Source organism: Sulfitobacter sp. S190, assembly GCF_025141935.1.
In the GTDB taxonomy this organism is placed as follows: Bacteria; Pseudomonadota; Alphaproteobacteria; order Rhodobacterales; family Rhodobacteraceae; genus Sulfitobacter.
Genome location: NZ_CP081120.1, coordinates 1202902 through 1225108, shown reverse-complemented (window position 1 = coordinate 1225108; position 22207 = coordinate 1202902). Strand labels below are relative to the sequence as shown.

The window sequence follows — 22207 nt, the reverse complement described above, 5'->3', positions numbered from 1 at the left end:
TCATCTTGCCCCTTAAACTCAAAACGGGGGGCGCAGCCCCCCGCCCCGCTTGCCCCGCAGCCCCAAGCCTTCTAGAAGTCGCACATGCTCAAAACCCGGATCATCCCCTGCCTTGATGTCGCCGACGGCCGCGTGGTCAAAGGCGTGAACTTCGTGGGCCTGCGTGACGCGGGCGACCCGGTCGATGCGGCCATCGCCTACGATGCCGCGGGCGCGGACGAATTGTGCTTCCTCGACATCCACGCCACCCACGAAAACCGCGGCACCATGTTCGATCTGGTGCGCCGCACGGCAGAACACTGCTACATCCCGCTGACGGTGGGCGGCGGCGTGCGCACCGCGGCCGACGTCCGCGCACTCCTGCTGGCGGGCGCGGACAAGGTCAGCTTCAACTCCGCCGCCGTCGCCAACCCCGACGTGGTCGCACACGCCGCGGACCAATTCGGCAGCCAGTGCATCGTGGCGGCCATCGACGCAAAAACCGTGGCCCCCGGCCGGTGGGAAATCTTTACCCACGGCGGGCGCAAATCCACCGGCATCGACGCGGTGGGATTCGCACGCACCATGGTGGAAAAGGGCGCGGGCGAAATCCTGCTGACCTCGATGGACCGCGACGGCACCAAATCGGGCTTCAACCTGCCCCTGACCCGCGCCATCTCGGACGCGGTCAGCGTGCCGGTGATCGCCTCGGGCGGGGTCGGCACGCTGGATCACCTCGTCGAAGGCGTGACCGAAGGCGGCGCATCGGCGGTGCTGGCCGCCTCGATCTTCCACTTCGGCGAATTCACCATCCAGCAGGCCAAACAGCACATGGCGGCTGCGGGCATCCCCATGAGGCTGGCATCATGACACTCGACGATCTCTATACCACCATCGCGGCGCGCAAGGGCGGCGACGCAGGCACTTCGTGGACCGCGAAACTGCTCGAAAAAGGGCCCGAAAAATGCGCCGAGAAGTTCGGCGAAGAGGCGGTCGAGGCGATCATCGAAGCGGTCAAGGGCGACCGCGCGGGCCTCACCGCCGAGGCGGCTGACGTGCTCTATCACCTGCTGGTGATGCTGGCCGCACGCGATGTGGCGCTGTCGGATGTGATGGACGAACTCGCCCGCCGTCAGGGCCAGTCGGGCATCGCGGAAAAAGCCTCCCGCTAGCGCGCGCTCACAGCTTGCTGCTGATGACGCCGGTGGCAAACCCGCCCATGCGCAATTCGCCGAACAAACGCTGGTACTCGATCTTGGGACAACGATCCATGATCACGTCGACACCGCGGGCGCGGGCCCGCGCGGCGGCGTCCTCGTGGGTCACACCAATCTGCATCCAGATGGTCTGCAATGTGTCGAAATGCGCCAGCGCCTCGTCCACCAGCGGCGGCACCGCCTCAGAGCGGCGGAAGATGTCCACCATATCGACCCCGCCCTCGATATCCGACAGCGCCCCCACAACCGTGGCGCCGAAAAGCTGCTGACCGGCTAGACCGGGGTTGACCGGCACCACCTCGAACCCCTTGAGCGTCAGATAGCGCGCCACATAGTAGCTCGGGCGCACCGGGTTGGACGACACGCCAACCACCGCAATCCGCTTGGTCCGTGTCAGAATATCGCGCAGATGGGCATCGCTATAACTCATGCGCCCCACCCTACCCGCGACCGCGCGCAGCGCAAGTCAGTCAGTCAAAGATATCTTCGATCAGGTCAAACGCCTCCTCGGCGGCCCGCGACAACCAGCTCTTGCGCCGCTTTTGCTTTTTGACCTTCTTGGGCTTGGCGGCCTTGGGCAGTGTGCGCAGTTTCGGCGCGGGCTGGTGGCTCACCGCCGGTTTCGGGGCCGCGCGGGCAACCGGCACGGCCTTCATCTGCTGCAGGGGCGCGCCACAGGTGTCACAGCTCAGCGCATGGCGCGCCATGTCGAGCTGCAACATCGCGCGGGTGCCGCAATGACAACAGGTGGCAATTTTGACGGGATGGGCGATGGGACCGCTCCGTATTCAGCTGTGGCTCTGACTTGCATATAGGGCGATCGCCGCCGCATTTGAGACGTTGAGCGATCCAAAAGCACCCGATGCGTCGATTTTCACCAGCTGGTCCACCGTTTCGCGGGTCTTTTCGCGCAACCCCGGTCCCTCGGCCCCCAGCACCAGCGCCACGGGGCGATCGCGCTTGCCCTCTACGGCGGCCTCGATCGTGGCCTCCGCCTCCCCGTCCAGCCCCAGCACAAGGTATCCCATGTCCTGCAACGCGCGAATGCCGTCCGACAGGTTGCGGATGCGCAAATAGGGCTGGCGCTCCAACGCGCCTGAGGCCGTCTTGGCCAAGGCCCCCGTTTCGGGCGCGGAATGGTGGCGCGTGCCGATGACTGCCGATGCCCCCAATACTTCCGCCGACCGCAGGATCGCGCCCACATTATGCGGGTCGGTCACCCGGTCCAGCAGGATCACCCGCGGGGCCGCATCACCGATGCACACATCCTCCAGACTGCCCCAGTCCAGCGGCTTGACCTCCAGCACCGCCCCCTGATGCACCGAACCGGGGTCCAGCGGCGGACGGAACTTGCGCGGATCGATCACCTCCGGGGTCATCCCCGATGCAGCGATCGCAGCCTCCAGCTTGGCCGCCGCATTGGGCGTGACCATCAACGTCTGCTTGACGCGCGCGGGGTTCATCAGCGCATCGCGCACCGCGTGCAGGCCGAACAACCAGAACGTCTCGCGCGCCTCGCGCTTCTTGTCCTGTTCCTTCTCGACCACCCATTTCGGTTTCTTCATCGCGGGCCCCTTTCGCACGTCCGGCTTGGCGTGCTGCCCCTCTATCCGCTTGGCGCCCGCAAGCCAAGCCTGAGCGGCATTTGACCCCGCGCCGCACGCCGCGCAAAAACCGCGCAAAGCCGTCCAATTTGTTGTTGACGCCCCAAAGCCCCACAGGTAATCAGCGCCTCAGTGGGCGACAGGCCGCAAGGTGTGGCAGGGGACTGTAACTCCCTCGCGGAGACGCACGCCTGGTTCGATTCCAGGGTCGCCCACCATCCTCCAAAAAAATAAATAAAATCAAATACTTAATTGATTTTTGCGCTCAAAGCTCATGCGCTTTTTCATAATGATTTCAACCATTTAGTAATTCGGCGTCCCGCAATCTAACGCGTAATGAATCGTTTGGTCGTCGAAGTAGTTTTCTTTGGATGTTTAATCGATCGAACTGAGACTGACACTTGCTATAAAACGGGCCGTCAGAATGAAAATTATAACAAAATACTTCAACGCAGAAACACAATGGAAGAATTACGATTCCGGCTCTTTTCGGTTTGGAACGCTTCGCGGTTATGCCAGCGGTGAAGACGGTGACGGAGAGAGATTTTCTGACGATAGCGAAGGCACCATAACCACTCACTATGGAAAGGCCGGAGACGAGATAAAGCATCTTGAGATTGGTGGTCTTAGTATTGGCAACCTCCGTAGTATCCCGCCAGCACCAGAGGGCACTCCGCTTTACGAATTGTGGAAAGAAATGGCTGTTCCGATTGCATACAATCAGAAATTCGACGCCAATATCTTCTGTGCCTCGCTTGGCCCATATAGTGTGGCTCACCACCGGATTATGAGATACGGAAGCAACGAACTCAAGGTCCCCTACAAAGGCAACGAAGAGCTCACCGGCTGGGCGGAGATCAATGTCGCCAAATTCGTGCGCGCCACAAGGGCGTGGGTCATGAAAAACTCGGCGTATCCTGAAATACGAAACGGATCCGCTCCTTTCCTTTTGGAAAGGCCAGTGAGCTACAATAAAAGAGTTGAACGCCGTCCGATTAATGACGCGCATGCTGCGGGTGATTTTTCTGAAGACACAATCAACAGACTGGTCTTTCAGAAGCCCGAAAGGTTTCAGCCGGAACGAGAGTTCAGAATAACCGTTTCATCGCACCCGCTACAGCACACTTCGAAAACAGTACCCATGTTTCCCAAAAGCTTCGCGCTCAAGCGGTCCATCATCCGAATGGGTCGGGTGAAGCCATAGTATCCAAGCCATCCAAGGTGTCCCGCACACAACATCTGCGGGACACCTTGCCCAGTAAGATAGGGCTCATATATACGCCACGGGAGTGCAGGGTCGCCCACCACTTTTCCACCCTATGCACGACCCCGCGCCAGCCGCCCCTTCGCTGCGGCGTTGCCGAGCGCTTGACCCCGCACCCATACCGCACAGTGACCGGGAAAAACGTAGCCTTTTCAGCATCCTGAACGACGCTCTTTATCCACGCAAACCCCGCCACGCAGGTGCGCAGCGGGGTCTTTTCGTGGCATCGGACAGACGCGTCAGACCAGAAGGTCGTCCGCCCCGTCGTCCGCATCCGCGTCATCGGTCGCCTTGCCGAACTTGTCGGCATCGACTTCCTGAAGAACGGGCACCCCTGCGATGTACTCCACATCGTATTGGCCACCCTTGCCAGCGTCGCCGCCGTCTCCATCAGCGGGAGGTGTGAAAACGAGATTGTCGACCGCGCCGGATCCCACAAGGCTCACTTCCATCGTGGACACGCCTTCGACATTGATGTCGAGCGTGCCCTGACCGTTGTCCCCCGACACCGGTATGTCAAAATTGCTGATTGCGTCGCCGTTGGCATCGAACAGGCTGACGACGCCGCCCGCCTCTTCGATATCGAGAAATTCGAGGCTCTGGACCGCCGAGGGCGCGTCGAAGTCGAACGTCAGACTGCCACCGTGGGCGTTGTCATCCGGGTCCGACCCGTCGTTGTCCTCGGAAATGATCAGCGCATTGCCCTGATCGTCATAGGCCAGATCGTGATCGCCGCCCGTGGGCGCATCGGTGTCGAAGATCATCGCATCGTTCTGCGATCCCTCGCCGTCGCCCGCCCGCTGGGCCGATACGGTCACACCGTCGAACTGGTCGCTGACCACCTCGCCCGCGTTCAGACCTTCGAAATCCACCGTGATCCGGTCAGCCCCGTCGCCGCCTCCTGTGTCCACCTGCGATGTCTCGACGATCTCGAAATTGTCGAAAGTCACCACCTCGTTGCCCGCCGAGATGTCCGAGATGAACCGGAACTGGACCTCGCCCTGCACATCATCCAGATCGCCCCCCGCATAGCTCAGGCTGGCGCCCTCTTCGGTGATCGCATTGCCGGTCTCGCTGCCCACCAGCGCCGTGCCCTCGTTGTTGACCACAAACCGGTCCAGCGTTTGCCAGCTGCCATCGCCCTGCTGCACTTGCAGCTTGATCACATCGCGGTAGCTCCCCGAGGCCTCGAAGAGGCTCGCATCCTGCACCTGCGCGTCAAAGCTGAAGGCCAGATCCCCATCCGCCGTCACCGGCGCCAGCTTCAACACCCCGTCGTTATGGCCGTCGGTGCGCAGCGCGCCGTCCTGCACATCCCACTGGCTGTCGTAGACGATCGCATCCGACTGGGCGGGATCGCCAAGCGCCGCGAAATCCTCCGACAGCAGAACCGTATCCACGGGCTGCATATCGCCCCCGTCAACCAGCTCCGAGGCCGTCACCGACACATTGTCGATCTTGATCACCTCGTCATTGGCCGTGATGTCCGACGTCACGCGAAACTGCACGCTTTCCTGTGCCGTATCCAGAATGCCGCCCTCGTAGAGCACATTGTTGCCCGACGTGCCAAAGCTCTGGCCGGTCTCGGAGCCGACAATCGCGGTGCCTGCATCGTTGACCTGATAGGTATCCAGCACCACCCAATCGCCGCCGTCGATGCTGACCTCCACCATCAGGCTGTCCTGATAGTGACCCGCGTTCTCGAACACATGCGTGTTGTGGGTGCTCAGATCCATGCTCAGCGTGACCGGCCCGTCGGTGGCAACCTGCGTGAAAGTCACCGTGCCGTCGTAATGGCCGTTCGTGACGATCTTGTCATAGGCGGCGACCCACCCGGTGTTGGTGTCGATGATCGCGGATTGCTCGGGCGTGTGCAGATCGTCGAAATCGTCAAACAGCACCTCCTTGGACACCAGCACCGGATCGGCATCCGGCGCGTCGCCGGTGGTCAGCACCTGACCATTGCCCCCGTCACTGTCGACGACCACGGCAAAGCTGCCGGTGTCCAGATCGGAAATCTTCAGCGGCCCGTTGTCCGACCACAGGGTGAAATTCGCCTGCGGCACCGCACCTTGGGTACTGCTGTCGACCGTGCCGAACTGGATGCCCACGTCATAGCTGTCGGCGACCTGCGCGCCATTGGCCAGCGTATCGACACTGTCCGCCGCCGCCTGGATCGAGGTGACGGGCGAAAAGATCGAACCGGTATTGGCATCGGGAAAGAAGTTGAGCGCATCCAGCGTGCTGTCGTCGGCCAGATCAAAGAAGATCCCGTCAATGTCGGCGGGCTTCATGTTGGGATCGGCACTGCGCACCACGATGAAAAGCGTGCCGGTCTCGGTCTCGGTGATCTCCACCTCCAACATCGGCTCACAGCCCACCGCCACGGTCAAAACGGGCAACGGCCCCCCAGCTACACTATCGGTCATGTCCCACTCCGAAAAACAAATTACCGGCACCGGATAAAACACAAGGCGGCGAATTGGTCTGGGAAAAACCGCGCGTTTGCCTCATTCCCGACACAATCCCACGGGGCGCAGGCCGATTGATGCGGGACCTTCCGCTTCAGAATTTCCGTTTTGGAAACAATGAGCCATCGATGGGGTCTTTGTTGATGTGGCTTTTCCGACGGTCGGGCCGCTGGCCGAATCGCCCTGCCCCACCCGACCCACAGAACTCCGTCCTTTCAAATGCCGCCACCGCGCCTATACTGCGGCGCAAAAGCAGTGAGACACAGGCATGTCCCCCAAAGGCGCCCCCAAGCAGCCCTTCAACATCGTGATCGTCGGTCAACACGGCCGTCTGGCCTATGAGGCCGTTCTTTTCGCGGCCTCCTTGCGGGCGATGTCTCCGGATTTCGCGGGCAAATTGCTGGTGGCCGAACCGCAGGACGGGCCGCGGTGGTCCAAATCGCCCGAAATGCGCAATCAGGGGCTGCGCGACGCGCTTGGTGAGCTTGGGGCACAGATCATCCCCTTCCCGTCACAGCACTTTGGCGAAAGCTACCCCTACGGAAACAAGATCGAGATGCTGCGCGTCCTGCCCAAGGGTGAACCGTTCGTGTTTTTCGACACGGACACGCTGATCCTCGACGACATCGAAACCGTGCCTTTCGATTTCGACCGCCCCGGTGCCTCGCTGCGCCGCGAGGGCACGTGGCCGCAACCGCAACTCTACGGGCCCGGCTACACCGGCTTGTGGAAATCGCTCTACGATAAATTCGGCCTCGATTTCCAAAGCAGCCTCGATCTCGACCAGCCCGACGAATACTGGCGGCGCTACCTCTATTTCAACGCGGGCTATTTCTTCTATCGCTGCCCGCACGCCTTCGGTGATCTGTTTCTCGAATACGCGCTGGCCATCCGCGACACGCCGCCGGTCGAACTCTGCGCGCAAAGTTTCGATCCCTGGCTTGACCAGATCGCACTGCCGCTCGTGATCCACGCGCTCGGTGGCGGGCGCGACGCCCTGCCCGAAGGTCTGCTCGACGGATCGGTCAGCTGCCACTACCGGATGCTGCCGCTGCTCTACGCACGCGAAAGCGACCGCGTGGTCGAGGTGCTCGAACAGGTATCCGCCCCCAACCGGATCAAGAAAGTGCTCAAGGGTCACGACCCGATCAAACGGATGATCTATCAGGGCCGCGGGTTGAAGGCCCGCGCGCTTTTCGACCGCGAAAACCTGCCGCGCCGCGAACAGGCGATCCGCAACCGGCTCAAATCGAACGGCTACTGGATGCGCTGATCGTGCCGCGGCCATGCTGCGCTGCGGCGCATACGGTCGGTGTACGCCCGGTGCACGCGCTGTGCACCCGTCGCGCCCTTGCCCCTCTATGCCCCTTGCCGTAACCATATCGGCAAAACAATTCCCAAGGGAGACACTCCATGACAGACGGCCCCACCTACGGTTTCGACACCCTGCAGATCCACGCAGGCGCCCGTCCCGATCCGGCCACCGGCGCGCGCCAGACGCCGATTTACCAGACCACCGCCTACGTGTTCCGCGATGCCGATCACGCGTCTGCGCTTTTCAATCTGCAAGAGGTCGGGTTCATCTATTCGCGCCTGACGAACCCAACCGTCGCCGTGCTGCAGGAACGCATCGCCACGCTCGAGGGCGGCGTCGGGGCGGTGTGCTGTTCCTCGGGTCACGCCGCACAGATCATGGCGCTGTTTCCGCTGATGACACCGGGCAAGAATATCGTGGCCTCCACCCGTCTCTACGGCGGCACCGTCACGCAATTCAGCCATACAATCAAGCGCTTCGGCTGGGAATGCAAGTTCGTCGACTTCGACGATCTTGAGGCCGTCAAGGCCGCGATCGACGACAACACCCGCGCCGTTTTCGGCGAGGCAATCGCCAATCCGGGCGGCTATATCATGGACGTGCGCGCCATCGCCGACATCGCCGACGCCGCCGAGGTGCCGCTCATCATCGACAACACGACGGCCACGCCCTACCTCGTGCGGCCCATCGAACATGGCGCGACACTGGTGGTGCATTCGACCACCAAATACCTCACCGGCAACGGCACGGTCACCGGCGGCGCGGTCGTGGATTCGGGCAAATTCGACTGGTCCGCGAACGACAAGTTCCCCTCGCTCAGCGCGGCCGAACCGGCCTATCACGGGCTCAAGTTCCACGAGACATTCGGCCCGCTCGCCTACACCTTCCACGGCATCGCGATCGGTCTGCGCGATCTGGGCATGACCATGAACCCGCAGTCCGCCCACTACACCCTCATGGGCACCGAGACCCTGTCCCTGCGGATGGAGCGACACGTTGAAAACGCTCAGAAAATTGCCAAATGGCTCGAGGCGGACGACCGGATCGACTATGTCACCTACGCCGGTCTTGAATCGTCGCCCTACTTCGAGCGCTCCAAGAAAGTCTGCCCCAAAGGCGCGGGCGGTCTTTTCACCTTCGCGGTCAAGGGCGGCTATGACGCCTGCGTCAAACTGGTCAACGCGCTCGAGGTGTTCAGCCATGTGGCCAACCTCGGCGACACACGATCGTTGATCATCCACTCCGCATCAACCACGCACCGCCAACTGACCGTAGAGCAGCAGGAAGCCGCAGGCGCGGGCCCGTCGGTCGTGCGCGTGTCGATCGGCACCGAAGACGCCGACGACCTGATTGCCGATCTCGATCAGGCACTGGCGAAGGCGACCGCCTGAAGCGGCCTTGCGTCACACCGCCGAACCCGCCGCAGCCCCTTCCCATGGGGCTGCGGCTACGGTACATTTGGGGGTACTGGTCCTGCCGGTTAACCAATGTTGTGACAAAGGCGCGCTATGAAGCCCAATTTTGCCCTTTCTCTTTCGTTCGATGGCATCACCCTGTTGCACCGCGCCGCAGGCGGCTGGCGCGAAGTGGGGGCCGTGTCGGTGTCCTCCGGCGATCTGGCGGGCGAACTGGCGGTTCTGCGCAAAACGGCCTCGGCACTGGAACCGGCGGGCGTACGCTCGAAGCTGATCCTGCCCGCAAGCCAGATCAAATATCTCTCCATCGACACCCCCGGCCTGTCGGACAGTGCCCGCAAACGCGAGGCGGAAAAGGCGCTCGAGGCGTCGACCCCTTATGCCATTGCCGATCTCGCCTACGACATCAGCGAAGACGGCCCGCGCACCCATGTCGCGGGCGTCGCGCGGGAAACACTCGCCGAGGCCGAAGCCTTCGCCACCGAACACCGGTTTCACCCCGTCAGTTTTGTCGGCAATCCCGAGGATGCGGACTATCTCGGAGAGCCTTTCTTCGGCAAGACGTCAGAGGCCGAAACGCTGCTCGATCCGGGCGAGGACGTAGATCCCGACGGCATCGCGGTCGTCGTCGTCGGAGCCGCGGAAGCGCCTGCCCCGGCGCCTGAAGAAAATCCGGTCGCGCCACCCCCTGACGCACCGCAGATGCCCGACGATACGCCCGACGCCACTGCCGCCGAGGAACCTCCTTTGGCGCCGGACGACACGGATACGTCCGAGCCCTCTGAGACATCCGAGACCGCCAAGGGCGACCCCGCCCCCCCACCGCCTATGACACCCGCAGACGATACTGCGGAAAACTCCGAAAATTCTGATGACACGCCATCGGCTGACGACACACCGCCGTCAGAAGAGACACAGACAGCTCCGGTGATCGCTGCGGCGCAGCCGGTTGCCGACACCCCCGAACCCGCCGCGCCGCCGCGCAAGCCCGAGCTGAAAGGTGCGACCCGCGTGGGCAACGCCCCGGCCCCGGGTTTTGCAAGCCGACGCGCCCCCGCCGCGCCGCCGCGCGAGTTGCAAGGGGCGGCCCGCGCCAAAGCGGCCGCCGCCGCGCCGGTCGTGCCCGCCACCGCGCTTCCCGACCCTGACAGCAGTTCCTTGCGCCCAGACCCCGTGGCCGACGCCCCCGCCAAGGGCGGATTCCTCAGCCGCCGCAAACCGCGGCCCGCTGCCGATCCTGTACCGGTCGCTGCCACGCCTGCGGGTGACGGCACCGAGGCCGAGCGCATGACCATTTTCGGCGCTCGTACCGATCAGGTGGGCGGCAAACCGCGGTTCCTTGGCCTGATCATGACGGTGATCTTGCTGGTCTTTCTGGCCGGTGTCGCGGCGTGGGCCTCTGTCTTCATGGATGACGGTCTGGCGGGGATCTTCCGCGACCGCGAACCGCGCGCAACGGCCTCTGCCCCCGAATATCAGGTCGATCCCGAAGTCATCCGTGCGCCCTCGGGCAGTCAGGCACCCGAGGACCCACTGCCCGAGGCGACCCAGACAGCCGCGCTCGATCCGGTGCTGTCGGCCGAAGACGGTGCCGTGCTCGATGCCCTGAGCAAACCGCAGCCAAAGCCAGAACGCCCGATCATCACGCCACAGGAAGCCGCCGCGCGCTATGCGGTCACCGGCATCTGGCCGCTTGCACCCGAAGATCTGCCGCAGGCACCGCAGGTCGACACGGAGCAGGTCTATCTGACCAGCATCGACAGCCCCACCGCCGCCCGCGACGCGCTGGCCCTGCCCGGCGTGAGCGGTTTCGAAACCGACGTGCAGCTGGCCGCGATCGCCTCCCCACCGGCGCCGGGCGTGCCTGTCGACGTTCTGATCACACCGACCGCCGAAGGGGTGCTGGCCCCCGGTGGCTTTACGCTCGTGGCGGGGAGCCCGCCGCAAAAGCCGCCCGCCAGTATCGCGCGTTTTGCCGTGCCGCTCAGCCCCGCAGCCGCCGAAGCCGAGGCACAAGCGCAGGCCGACGCGGCAAGGACGCTCGCCGAAATCGCAGGGCTGCGGCCCCGTGCGCGGCCCATCGACCTTGCAGAGACCACACAGCGCGCCCAGCTGGGTGGCGCGACGCTGTCGGAGTTGCAGCAAACGCGCCCGCGCCTGCGGTCCGCAGCGGCGGTGCAGTCCTATGAACAGGCGCAGGCGGCCAAGGCACAGGCCGCCCTTGCCGAAGCCGCCGCCGAGGCCGCCGCACGCAAGGCTGACGAACAAGCCGCCGAAGCCGCGGCGATTGCCTCGGCCGCCGCTGCCGCTTCCCTCGCACTGCCCACGGTGCAGGTGCCAAATCTGGAAGGGGCCACGCGGCTTGCAACCGCGTCGTCGCGCCGCCCCGACACGCGCCCGCGCAATTTTGCACGGATCGTGAAACGGGCCCAACGCGCCGCACCCAAGGAAACCCGCGTCGCAGCGGCCGCCTCGGTGGCCCCGCGCACGGTCACCCCGAAGATCCCTTCGAAGACATCCGTCGCGAAATCGGCCACCGTCAAGAACGCGATCAATCTGCGCAAGGTCAATCTGATCGGGGTCTACGGCAAACCCTCCAGCCGCCGCGCCCTGATCCGGCTGTCCAACGGCCGCTACAAGAAGGTGTCTGTGGGCGACCGTATCGACGGCGGGCGGGTTCAGGCCATCGGCAATGCGGAACTGCGCTACTCCAAAGGCGGGCGCAATGTCGTGCTGCGGATGCCGAAGGGCTGACACGCCCGCGCGCTATCCTCCTGCGCTCTGTCGCAGCACCTTGCGCAAACGAAAAACCAGGAACGTGCACGGGCCCCTTCGGGGGACCGTGCGCCGCTGGGTCAACCGGCGCTTAATTCGCCGCTGTCGATCTGCTCCTGCTCGATGCTCTCGAACAGCGCCTTGAAGTTGCCCTCGCCAAAGCCGTCGTCGCCCTTGCGCTCGATGAATTCGAAAAAGATCGGGCCGATCACGGTTTTCGAGAATATCTGCAACAGGATTTTCGTCTCGCCCCCGTCCACGACACCTTCGCCATCGATCAGGATGCCGTGTTTGCGCATCCGGTCGAGCGGTTCATCGTGCCCGATCACACGGTCATGGCTCAGCGTGTAGTAGCTGCCCGGCGGCGCAGGCATGAACTTCAGCCCGTTGTCCGCGATGGCATCCGTCGCGTCATAAATGTCGCGCGCGCCGACTGCGATATGCTGGATGCCCTCGCCGTTGTATTTCTTGAGATAGGACACGATCTGCCCCGTCTCCCCGCGGTCTTCGTTGATGGGGATACGGATGCGCCCGCACGGGGACGTCAGCGCACGGCTCAGCAAGCCGGTGAATTTGCCCTCGATATCGAAGAACCGGATTTCACGAAAATTGAACAGATCGCCGTAAAACCGGAACCACGTATCCATGTTACCCTTGAACACGTTGTGGGTCAGGTGATCGAGGTAGTAGAACCCCACACCGGCCGGTTTCGACTGCGCGATCCAGTCGTATTCATCGTTATAGGGCGAGGTGTCGTAATACTGATCCACGAAATACAAAAGCGACCCGCCGATCCCGTAAATGGCAGGCGCGTCCAGCACCTTGCCCTCACCGGTGTATTCCTTCGCACCATGCGCCACCGCGTGGGCCAGCGCCTTGGCGGCATCCGCCACCCGCCAGCCCATCGCCGGCGCGCAAGGCCCGTGTTCTGCCACGAACCGCGCGGCAAAGCTGTCGGGATCGTGGTTGAGCACATAGGTGATGTCGCCCTGCTGCCAAAGCTCGATCCGCGCCGTCTTGTGGTTGGCCACTTGGGAATAGCCCATCTTGGTAAAGACGGCGCGCAATTCGTCCGGATCGGGGCTGGCAAATTCGACAAATTCGAACCCGTCGGTGCCTGCGGGGTTCTCGGCGGTGATCTGTGCGCGTGGCGCGTCATGCGGAAACGGACCCATGGGGGCTCCTCTTGTTGCGAATTTGGGCAATTCTACCCGCGCCAAAGCGCCGATTGGGCGCATTGATCGGCATGATACTGGCACATCGCGCAGAAATTCGTCACATTGGCGGATAAATCCATCGAAAGACCGCACCATGCTGGATGACATCGACAAACGGTTGCTGGCAGCGCTTCAGCAAGACGCCAACCTGACCACCCAACAGCTCAGCGACCGGCTGCATCTGTCGGCGTCCCAGATCGGTCGGCGGCGCCAGCGGTTGGAGGCGGCGGGCGTGATCCGCCAATATACCGTCCGCCTTGACCCCGCGCACCTCGGGCTCGCCGTGCAGGCCTTCGTGCAGGTCCATCTGGGCACCCACGGCCCCGAACATTCCGACAGCTTTGCCCGGCTGATCGCCCACCGAGCCGAAATTGTCAGCGCATGGACGATGACGGGGGATGCAGATTATCTACTCAGGGTTTATTGTGAAGACCTGAGCGCGCTCAACAGGTTGATTCACGACGTGTTACTGCCCCACAAGGCCGTCGCCCGCGTGCACAGCCAGATCGTCATGGACCAACTCAAACGCGACGGTCCCCTACCCACCTGAGCCCCGAAAGGCCGCCCATGGAAAGTTTCCTCTTCCAAGCCTCGATCTACCTTGCCGCCGCCGTCATCGCGGTGCCCATCGCCTCGCGGTTGGGGCTGGGGTCCGTGCTGGGGTATCTCGCGGCGGGCATCATCATCGGCCCCGCGCTGGGGCTTGTCGGCTCCGAGACGAAGGACCTGCAGCATTTTGCGGAATTCGGCGTGGTCATGATGCTGTTCCTCATCGGGCTGGAATTGGAACCCCGCGCGCTGTGGGACATGCGGCACAAACTGCTGGGGCTTGGCGGCTTGCAGGTGGTGGTCAGCACCGCCGCCCTGATGGGGATCGCGATGGCCTACAACCAGCCGTGGGGCGTTGCGCTGGCGATCGGCCTGTCGCTGTCGCTCAGCTCGACGGCGATCGTGCTGCAAACATTGTCGGAAAAGGGGCTGATGCAGACGGGCGGAGGCAGATCGGTCTTTTCGGTGCTGCTGACGCAGGACATCGCGGTGATTCCGATCCTTGCGCTGTTGCCGCTTCTGGTGGTGACGCTGCCCGCCACGGTGACGCCCGACGGGTCCATCGCCGTGGGCGAAGCGGCCGCGGACGGGCACGCGCAGGCGCATGGCAATGCCGCCGCCGAAGCCGCCTTCAGCCTCGTGGACAGCCTGCCGCCCTGGGGGCTTACGCTGGTCACCATCGGGATCATCGCGGGCATCATCATCGCGGGGGTCTATTTCACACGGCCCGTGTTCCGCTTTATCCACGCGGCCAAGCTGCCGGAAATGTACACCGCGCTGGCGCTGCTGATCGTGGTCAGCATCAGCTTTACCATGATGCTGGTAGGGCTTTCTCCCGCGCTGGGGGCGTTTCTGGCCGGTGTGGTACTGGCGTCCTCCGAATTCCGCCACGAACTGGAAACCGATCTCGAGCCGTTCAAGGGGCTGCTGTTGGGCCTGTTCTTCATCACCGTGGGGGCGGGCATCAACTTTACCCTTCTGGCATCGGATTTCGTGATCATCACCGGCATGGCGCTTCTGGTGATCATCGTCAAAGGGCTGATCCTCTATGCCCTTGGCTGGATATTCAAACTGCGCGGGCGCGACAGATGGCTCTTCGCGCTGGGGCTGGCACAGGCGGGCGAATTCGGCTTCGTGCTGGTCAGCTTCTCGGTGACAACCGGCGTGATGCCGAACTCGGTGGCCGAAACGCTGCTTCTTGTGATTGCGCTGTCGATGCTGATCACGCCGCTTCTGTTCATCATCTACGAGATGATCTCGCGACGCAGCAAGGATGCGCAACCGGTCCAGACCGACGAAGTCATGGATCAGGAAGGCCCCGTCATCATCGCGGGCATCGGCCGCTTCGGCCAGATCGTGAACCGTCTGGTGCAGGCCTCCGGTTTCGATACGGTCGTGCTGGACAACAACCCCAAGGTCATCGCCGTGATGCGGCGCTTCGGCTTCAAGGGGTTTCTGGGTGACCCGACCCGCCCCGACATCCTGCGCCGTGCCGGTCTGGCCGAAGCGCGGGTGCTGGTGGTGGCGCTGGATGACAAGAAGGCGGCACGCGCGCTGGTGGAATACGCCCGCTCGCAACGCCCCGACCTGCACATCGTGGCGCGGGCACACGACCGCACGGATGTCTATCATCTCTACCAATCAGGGGCGAATGACATCGTGCGCGAAATGTTCGACAGCTCGCTCAGGGCGGGCCGCTACGTTCTGGAAAATCTCGGGCTCACCGATTACGAAGCCTCCGAAGCGCAACGCATCTTCTACGAGCATGACCGCATGTCGGTCAAAGAACTCGCCGATCTGTGGAAGCCCGAAATCGATCCGGTCGACAACAAGGCCTACGTGGCCCGTGCCAAGGAGCTTGAGAAGGATCTCGAAACCGCGTTTCTGAACCGGGCCGACGAGGACGACAAGAAAAGCGCCTGAACGCCTCAGGCGCCGCTCACCCCCGCTTCGGCAAAGGTCGCCATGCCGCTGTGACAGGCAATCGCGGCCTTCACGACCGAAATCGCGACCGCCGCGCCCGATGCCTCGCCCAGGCGCAGGTCCAGCGCCAGAAGCGGTGCCTTGTCCAAGGCCTCCAGCAACCGGCCATGCGCCCCTTCGGCGCTCAGGTGGCCCGCGATACAATGATCCAGCGCGCCCGCGGCCGTATGCGCCAGACAGGCCGCCGCCGCCGTGCAGATGAACCCGTCAAGCACGACAGGAATGCGCAACCCGCGCGCCCGCGCAATCGCCCCCGCCATTGCCGCCAGTTCGCGACCGCCCAGACGGCGCAGGGTCTCGACCCCGTCGCCGTGGCCCGCATGACGCGCCACGCCCTCGGCCACCACCCGTGTCTTGTTGGCAAGACCTGCGTCATCGACGCCGGTGCCACGGCCCGTCCAGTCACCGGCCTCTCCGCCCAGAAGCGCGCAGGCCAGTGCGGCTGCGGGGGTCGTGTTGCCGATCCCCATTTCGCCCACCACAAGCAGATCCGCATTCGGATCAACCGCGTCCCAGCCGGCGGTCAGGGCGGCAACGACATCGGTCTCGGACATGGCCGGGCCTTGGGTGAAATCATCCGTCGGGCGGTCCAGCGCCAGCGCGTGTACATCCAGCCGTGCGCCCGCGGCTTTGGCCAGCTGGTTGATCGCGGCACCGCCGTGCTGGAAATTCAGCACCATCTGCTCGGTCACTTCTGGCGGAAACGCCGACACACCCTGCGCCGCGACACCGTGGTTGCCCGCGAATACGATAATCTGCGGCGCGGTGATCTCGGGGCGGGCATCGCCGCGCCATCCCGCATACCACTGCGCCAATGTCTCCAGCCGACCCAGCGCACCGGGAGGCTTGGTCAGTTGTCCGTTGCGCTCGGCCGCACCCGCCCGCGCCGCCGCATCCACATCCGGCGCCGCGGCCAGTGCGACACGAAATCCGTCAAGATCAGAAAAATCAGCCATCGCACAAACCCTCATTGCCAGACCCTTTGCGCCTGTTTACCCAAAGAACGTCCGGCAACAAGCGAGGAAAGGGGCAAGCCTGTGCAAAAAAGCGACGCGGTAGGCACGCAAATGCTGCTGGCCTTTGTCCTGCTGACCCGCCTGCCCCTGCCCCATTTGCCCGATGCAGCCTTCGCGCAGGCCGGGCGGGCGGTCTGGGCCTATCCGCTGGTGGGCGTGGTGGTCGGCTTTGTCGGGTGGATTGCGGGCGATGCGGCCGCTGCTTTGGCGCTGCCGCCGATGGTTTGTGCAGCATTGGCCGTGGGCGCGATGATGATGCTGACGGGCGCGATGCACGAAGACGGGCTGGCCGATCTTTTTGACGGGTTCTGGGGCGGCATGACCTCCGAACGCCGCCTCGACATCATGCGCGACAGCCAGATCGGCACCTACGGCGTGCTTTCGCTGCTGATGGTCACGCTGGTGCGGCTGGCCGCGATCGTTGTGTTGCTGCCGATGGGGGCCGTGCCGCTGATTGCCGCCGCAAGCCTGTCTCGGGCCGCCATGCCTGTGGTGATGGCCACCTTGTCGCACGCCCGCACGGATGGCCTGTCGCGAAGCGTCGGCACGGTGCGCCGTGGCGATGTGGTGGCAGGGCTGATCCTCGGCGCCGTCGTGGCCGTGATCTGCGCCGGAGTGGTCGGGCTGGTGCTGGTTGGTCTGGTGCTCGGCGTGGCGGCCGCCTTGCGCGCGCTGTCAAAGGCCAAGATCGGCGGCCAGACGGGTGACGTGCTGGGCGCCACGCAACAACTGGCCGAAGCGACCGTTCTGCTGGGCTGCATCGCGCTGCTCTAGTCACGCAAAAGCCGCGCCCGATCGATCGGACGCGGCTGATTTGAGGATTTGACTGCGGATCAGGCCGCGGCGGCGCGGCTGTCCAGAACGTCGCCCACCTGCTTGGCGGCGGCCAGCTCATCACCACCCGACACGGCCGCGACTTCGCGGGTCAACCGCTCCAGCGCCGCCTCGTACAGCTGGCGTTCGGAATAGGACTGCTCGCGCTGGTCGTCGGTGCGGTGCAAGTCGCGGACCACTTCGGCGATGGCGATCAGATCGCCCGAGTTGATTTTCTGCTCGTATTCCTGCGCCCGGCGCGACCACATCGCCCGCTTGACCTTGGCCTTGCCCTTGAGCGTCTTCATCGCGTGATTGATCACATCGGGCGAGCTGAGCGCGCGCATCCCGATCTCGGTCGCCTTGTGCGTCGGCACCCGCAGGGTCATCTTGTCCTTTTCGAAGGAGATCACGAAAAGCTCGAGCGAAATGCCCGCAACTTCCTGTTCTTCCACGGAAATGATCTGCCCCACACCATGGGCCGGATACACGACAAATTCGTTCGGGCGGAAATCGAGTTTCTTCTTGCTCATCTTTCAAAGCTCCTGTTCTGGCGGCACCGGTCCCGCGTCACACAGCAAAACGCCCCTGCGACGAACCGGCGGTCCGACGACACGAGCGTTGCATTGCGGAAATTCAGTTGCGCTGCGTGGGTGCAGCGGGTGCGATATGTACGAAAACAATGTTCATTGGCGGCAGTATACCACAAAAACGACCCCCCCGAAAGGGCGCCCTACGGGGCCGCATATCCATCATAGCAGGGGTTCCTGCGATCACCGAAGCCGAACGCAGGTGTATCCGCGAATCGCTCAGCCACCCTCGCCGGGGGCTTCGGAAAACAGCTCCATCTTGCCTTCCTTGCCGTCCATGTCGTCGGCGGTCGGCAGCGGATCTTTCTTGGTGATGATGACCGGCCACAGCTCGGAATACTTGCGGTTGAACTCGACCCACTTTTCCATGTCCGGCTCGGTGTCGGGACGGATCGCATCGGCGGGGCATTCGGGTTCGCACACACCGCAATCGATGCACTCATCGGGATGGATGACCAGCATGTTCTCGCCTTCGTAGAAACAATCGACCGGGCATACCTCGACACAGTCGGTGTATTTGCAGGCGATGCAGGCGTCATTCACAATATAGGTCATGCGGCAATCTCTCGGGAGTTGTGGTGCTGTCTGACTAAATCAGGCTGCGGGATCATTCAAGGTGGCGGGACCGAGAAAGATCAAGCTGCCGCCGGTCGCGTTTTGTCGGGCGGCCTTTTCCTTCGAAAGCAGGGTTTTGCGGGTTTTCGTCCCTGACCTTGCGCTCCGGCGGGGACAAATCGGTGTAAAGCGCCTGTGCTTCGGGCGCGGGGCCACGCCGGACGCCGCAGGCGTCGATCCGGATCACGCGAATATGATCGTCCTTGGCAAAGGTCAGAACGTCACCTGCGCTGATGGTTGCCGCGCGTTTCGACGTCGGGGTGCCGTTGATGCGCACCTGTCCCCCGGCGACGATACTGGCCGCCAGGGAACGTGTTTTGAAGAACCGCGCAAACCACAACCATTTATCCAGTCGCAGCTTTTCCGGCGCGGTCTCGCTCACTTGTCGTCTTTGAGGCCCATCAGAGCGGCCGCAAACGGGTTGTCAGGGTCAATCGCTTTTTCCTTCTTCGGCGGTCGGGCAGAGAAGTTCTGTGTCTTGCCGCCCTTGCCGCCGTCGCGGGGCCCTTTCTTGCCGCGCGGGGCGCCGCCGGGCTTGCCGCCCTTACCCTTGCCGCCGCCGCGACCGCGATTTGCGTCGCCGCCACCGCCCCCGCGGCGCTGCTGTTGGCGGCCCCATGTGAAGGTATAGAACACTTCCATATCCGGCCCCGCCACATCGGCATCGGGCGCCGTGCCCACGGGTGTTTCGGTTTCAGACATGTCGGGGATCGCCGCATCGATTTCCGCGTCTTCCGCGGGCTCCGATACGATGGGCGCGATGCCCGCATCCTCGATGCCGGTGACCTCCTCTGGCATATCGCCTGCCGCGTCCGGGTCCGGCGTGGCCACGATGCCGCCCGCGGGCTCCTCCGCGGCCACATCCATCACCGGTTTGTCAGGCGCATCGGCCTCGGGCCGGTCGTCGGCGCCCTCTGCGACCTTCTCGGCCACAACGGTGTCGTCGGCAGGGTCCATCGCCTCAAATGTGCCGTCATGCGGCATGACCGCGTCAGCGGGTTTGACCTTGGCCCGCTCACCCTTTTCGGCGCGGTAGCCCAGCCCTTCCATCAGCACGGCAAATTGCTCCAGCGTGGTGCCCGAGATCGACAGCATGTCGGCCTTGGCCTCGAACCCGCCGCGCGAATCCTCGCCCCGCAGCATGTCGGCCAACCGCTCCAGCATGTCGATCCGGATCGCCCGTTCGCCCGCGTTGCGGTACCCTGCCATCGTGTCCGCCCCCGCAGGTGCGCCCGCCTCGACCGGAATGGTGACCAGACCGGGGGGCGGGGATTCAGGGAATTCTCCCAGCTTCTGCTGCAACGACCACAGCACCAGACGCAGGCGCGTCGGCGCGGGCTTCAACAGCAGCGGCATGAAAATCGTGAACTGGCCAAAACGGATGCCATGTTTGCGCAAGGCACCGCGTGCGTCCTGATCGAGCGCTTTGACCTCATCTGCCACGGCCGCCCGCGGGATGATGCCGAAATTCTCGACCATCCGGAACGCAAAACCGCGCGCGAGACCGGTCAGCGTTTCGTCTTTCTGGACCGCAATCAACGGCTCGAACAGGGCCGCGACCTTGCGCTCGATAAAGTGCTGCAGGCGGCGCTGCACCTTCTGGGCCACTTCCGGGCCTGCGACATCGTCCACGAAAACCTCGACGTCCGGCTTGAGCGGGTCGGACCCCGCCACCAGCTTGCCCACCGCGGACGACCCCCACATCAGGCCCCCCTGCTCGGTGAAATCGATCTCGGTGTCGGGTGCGTTGTAAAAACGATCCGCCCGCAGATGAAATTGCGGCGCCAACGCCTGAAGCGCGGCGGTCTTGATCGTCTTGTCCTCGGCCGCGCCTGCGCCCTTGTCGGCGCGGAAACGGAACCCGTCCAGCTTGCCTACAAATTCGCCTTCGACGGTCACTTCACCGGTATCGTTTACTTCGGCCACCATGGCTTCCTTCTGTCCTAGCCGGCGCAAAAGCACGGATGTGCGCCGGTCTACAAATCTCTGGGTCAGACGTTCGTGCAAGGCGTCCGACAGTCTGTCTTCTACGACACGGGCCTCGCCGCGCCAATGGGTTTCGTCATTCGTCCACCCTTTGCGCTGGGTGACGTAGGTCCATGTGCGGATAAAGGCCAGTCGTTTAGACAACGCATCAATGTCGCCATCGGTTCGATCAATCCGTTTTATTTGCCGCGCCAGCCAATCGTCGGGGATGGATCCGCGCTGGTGCAGGTGGTTGAATATGACCTCCAGCAGGTTCGCATGCTCGGCATGGCTGATGCCACGAAAGTCGGGAATGCGGCACACATCCCACAGCAATCGCACCGACGGGCCGTCGGTACAGCGCGCCGTGATTTCCGCATCATCCGACAGCGCCTTGAGGGCACGCAGGTCGTCGGCCTCGCGGGCCTTGACCAACCGCTCGTCGTCCGGTGCGACTTCCAGCGACATGATCAACCGGTCGATGCTGCCGAATTGCAGGGCGGGATTGCGCCAGTTGATCTTGTTCTGCGGCGTGAACTGGTGATCCATGATCGCACGGGCGACCCCGTCGTCTAGGGGCCGCGCATCGCCGGTGACGCCAAAGGTGCCGTGCTTCATCCCGCGCCCCGCCCGGCCGGCAATCTGGGCCAGTTCATTGGGCGCAAGCGGGCGCATCCGGCGACCGTCGAATTTGCTCAGCGATGAAAACGCCACGTGATCCACGTCGAGGTTCAGGCCCATGCCGATGGCATCGGTCGCCACCAGATAATCGACCTCACCGTTCTGGTACATGTCGACCTGCGCATTGCGGGTCCGCGGGCTGAGGGCACCCATGACCACCGCCGCACCGCCTTTCTGGCGGCGGATCAGCTCGGCAATCGCATATACATTCTCAACCGAAAATCCGACAATCGCACTGCGCGGGCGCATCCGGCTTATCTTTTTCTGACCTGCATAGGTCAGCTGGCTCATCCGTTCTCGCTTGACGAACTGCGCTTCGGGGACCAGCGCCGCAATGGTGCCGCGCATGGTGTCGGCCCCCATGAACAGCGTCTCGTGCAGGCCGCGCATCCGCAGCAGACGGTCGGTAAACACGTGGCCCCGCTCCGGATCGGCGCACAATTGTATTTCGTCGACCGCCACGAAATCCGCGCCCATGCCCTCGGGCATCGCTTCAACGGTGCAGACCCAGTATTGCGTGCGCGGCGGCACGATGCGTTCCTCGCCGGTGACCAGCGCCACCACCGACGGGCCGCGCGCCGCGACGATGCGGTCATACACCTCGCGCGCCAGCAGCCGCAGCGGTAACCCGATGATCCCGGACCGGTGGCCCAGCATGCGCTCGATCGCGTATGTCGTCTTGCCTGTGTTGGTCGGGCCCAATACGGCCACGATCCGTCCTTGCGTGTTCACCGCAAC

Annotated in this window: 19 protein-coding genes and 1 tRNA gene; 10 read left to right on the top strand and 10 right to left on the bottom strand. The window is 63.6% G+C overall.

Translation table 11 applies throughout. The features are described from left to right. The first annotated feature begins 84 nt into the window (after positions 1 to 84). Both hisF and K3756_RS06340 read left to right on the top strand, forming a co-directional pair. Positions 85 to 849: an imidazole glycerol phosphate synthase subunit HisF gene (gene hisF, locus K3756_RS06345; RefSeq protein ID WP_259992007.1), complete on the top strand. Its 765-nt coding sequence runs from the start codon at positions 85 to 87 to the stop codon at positions 847 to 849. Next, complete coding sequence (locus K3756_RS06340; RefSeq protein WP_259993499.1) at positions 843 to 1151, top strand: phosphoribosyl-ATP diphosphatase; 309 nt, start codon at positions 843 to 845, stop codon at positions 1149 to 1151. The genes hisF and K3756_RS06340 overlap by 7 nt, the downstream gene beginning before the upstream one ends. Before the next feature lie 7 nt (positions 1152 to 1158). Here the strand turns inward: K3756_RS06340 and K3756_RS06335 are convergent, their stop codons facing one another. From K3756_RS06335 to rlmB, 3 genes are all read right to left on the bottom strand, one after another. Beyond that, positions 1159 to 1626, bottom strand: coding sequence for a CoA-binding protein (locus K3756_RS06335; protein WP_259992005.1), 468 nt, complete (start codon positions 1624 to 1626; stop codon positions 1159 to 1161). A gap of 40 nt (positions 1627 to 1666) precedes the next feature. Then, positions 1667 to 1918, bottom strand: coding sequence for a hypothetical protein (locus K3756_RS06330; RefSeq protein WP_259992003.1), 252 nt, complete (start codon positions 1916 to 1918; stop codon positions 1667 to 1669). 66 nt (positions 1919 to 1984) lie between these two features. Further along, complete coding sequence (gene rlmB / locus K3756_RS06325) at positions 1985 to 2761, bottom strand: 23S rRNA (guanosine(2251)-2'-O)-methyltransferase RlmB (RefSeq protein ID WP_259992001.1); 777 nt, start codon at positions 2759 to 2761, stop codon at positions 1985 to 1987. 173 nt (positions 2762 to 2934) lie between these two features. Between rlmB and K3756_RS06320 the strand changes: the two genes are divergently transcribed. Both K3756_RS06320 and K3756_RS06315 read left to right on the top strand, forming a co-directional pair. Beyond that, positions 2935 to 3018 (top strand) — tRNA-Tyr (locus tag K3756_RS06320). Positions 3019 to 3224: 206 nt separating this feature from the next. Further along, complete coding sequence (locus tag K3756_RS06315) at positions 3225 to 4004, top strand: hypothetical protein (RefSeq protein WP_259991999.1); 780 nt, start codon at positions 3225 to 3227, stop codon at positions 4002 to 4004. Positions 4005 to 4303: 299 nt separating this feature from the next. Here K3756_RS06315 and K3756_RS06310 read toward each other — a convergent pair whose 3' ends face one another. Continuing rightward, entirely contained in the window at positions 4304 to 6493 is a 2190-nt protein-coding gene (locus tag K3756_RS06310; protein ID WP_259991997.1) for a hypothetical protein, read from the bottom strand. Positions 6494 to 6803: 310 nt separating this feature from the next. Between K3756_RS06310 and K3756_RS06305 the strand changes: the two genes are divergently transcribed. The 3 genes from K3756_RS06305 (at position 6804) to K3756_RS06295 (ending at position 12019) form a co-directional block, all read left to right on the top strand. Beyond that, positions 6804 to 7808: a hypothetical protein gene (locus K3756_RS06305; protein WP_259991995.1), complete on the top strand. Its 1005-nt coding sequence runs from the start codon at positions 6804 to 6806 to the stop codon at positions 7806 to 7808. A gap of 140 nt (positions 7809 to 7948) precedes the next feature. After that, positions 7949 to 9241 (top strand): O-acetylhomoserine aminocarboxypropyltransferase/cysteine synthase family protein, encoded by a 1293-nt coding sequence (locus tag K3756_RS06300; protein ID WP_259991993.1) that lies wholly within the window; start codon positions 7949 to 7951, stop codon positions 9239 to 9241. Between the two features lie 117 nt (positions 9242 to 9358). Beyond that, positions 9359 to 12019 (top strand): hypothetical protein, encoded by a 2661-nt coding sequence (locus K3756_RS06295; protein ID WP_259991991.1) that lies wholly within the window; start codon positions 9359 to 9361, stop codon positions 12017 to 12019. A 101-nt stretch (positions 12020 to 12120) separates the two neighbouring features. Here the strand turns inward: K3756_RS06295 and hppD are convergent, their stop codons facing one another. Further along, positions 12121 to 13215 carry a 4-hydroxyphenylpyruvate dioxygenase gene (gene hppD / locus K3756_RS06290; RefSeq protein WP_259991989.1) on the bottom strand — a complete coding sequence of 365 codons (1095 nt, stop codon included), beginning with the start codon at positions 13213 to 13215 and terminating at the stop codon, positions 12121 to 12123. Between the two features lie 136 nt (positions 13216 to 13351). Between hppD and K3756_RS06285 the strand changes: the two genes are divergently transcribed. Continuing rightward, positions 13352 to 13807, top strand: coding sequence for an Lrp/AsnC family transcriptional regulator (locus K3756_RS06285; RefSeq protein ID WP_259991986.1), 456 nt, complete (start codon positions 13352 to 13354; stop codon positions 13805 to 13807). Positions 13808 to 13824: 17 nt separating this feature from the next. Next, complete coding sequence (locus tag K3756_RS06280) at positions 13825 to 15729, top strand: cation:proton antiporter (protein ID WP_259991984.1); 1905 nt, start codon at positions 13825 to 13827, stop codon at positions 15727 to 15729. Positions 15730 to 15734: 5 nt separating this feature from the next. Here K3756_RS06280 and cobT read toward each other — a convergent pair whose 3' ends face one another. Continuing rightward, positions 15735 to 16745 (bottom strand): nicotinate-nucleotide--dimethylbenzimidazole phosphoribosyltransferase, encoded by a 1011-nt coding sequence (cobT, locus tag K3756_RS06275; protein WP_259991982.1) that lies wholly within the window; start codon positions 16743 to 16745, stop codon positions 15735 to 15737. An 81-nt stretch (positions 16746 to 16826) separates the two neighbouring features. Between cobT and cobS the strand changes: the two genes are divergently transcribed. Beyond that, positions 16827 to 17579, top strand: a complete 753-nt coding sequence (cobS, locus tag K3756_RS06270) for an adenosylcobinamide-GDP ribazoletransferase (protein ID WP_259991980.1) — start codon at positions 16827 to 16829, stop codon at positions 17577 to 17579. 59 nt (positions 17580 to 17638) lie between these two features. Here cobS and K3756_RS06265 read toward each other — a convergent pair whose 3' ends face one another. From K3756_RS06265 to K3756_RS06250, 4 genes are all read right to left on the bottom strand, one after another. Continuing rightward, positions 17639 to 18151 carry a CarD family transcriptional regulator gene (locus tag K3756_RS06265; protein ID WP_259991978.1) on the bottom strand — a complete coding sequence of 171 codons (513 nt, stop codon included), beginning with the start codon at positions 18149 to 18151 and terminating at the stop codon, positions 17639 to 17641. A gap of 276 nt (positions 18152 to 18427) precedes the next feature. Next, positions 18428 to 18763, bottom strand: coding sequence for a ferredoxin FdxA (gene fdxA / locus K3756_RS06260; RefSeq protein WP_259991976.1), 336 nt, complete (start codon positions 18761 to 18763; stop codon positions 18428 to 18430). Between the two features lie 52 nt (positions 18764 to 18815). Further along, positions 18816 to 19205, bottom strand: a complete 390-nt coding sequence (locus K3756_RS06255) for an RNA-binding S4 domain-containing protein (protein WP_259991974.1) — start codon at positions 19203 to 19205, stop codon at positions 18816 to 18818. After that, positions 19202 to 22201 carry a helicase-related protein gene (locus K3756_RS06250; protein ID WP_409202424.1) on the bottom strand — a complete coding sequence of 1000 codons (3000 nt, stop codon included), beginning with the start codon at positions 22199 to 22201 and terminating at the stop codon, positions 19202 to 19204. Before K3756_RS06250 ends, K3756_RS06255 begins: the two co-directional genes overlap by 4 nt. Positions 22202 to 22207: the final 6 nt, after the last annotated feature.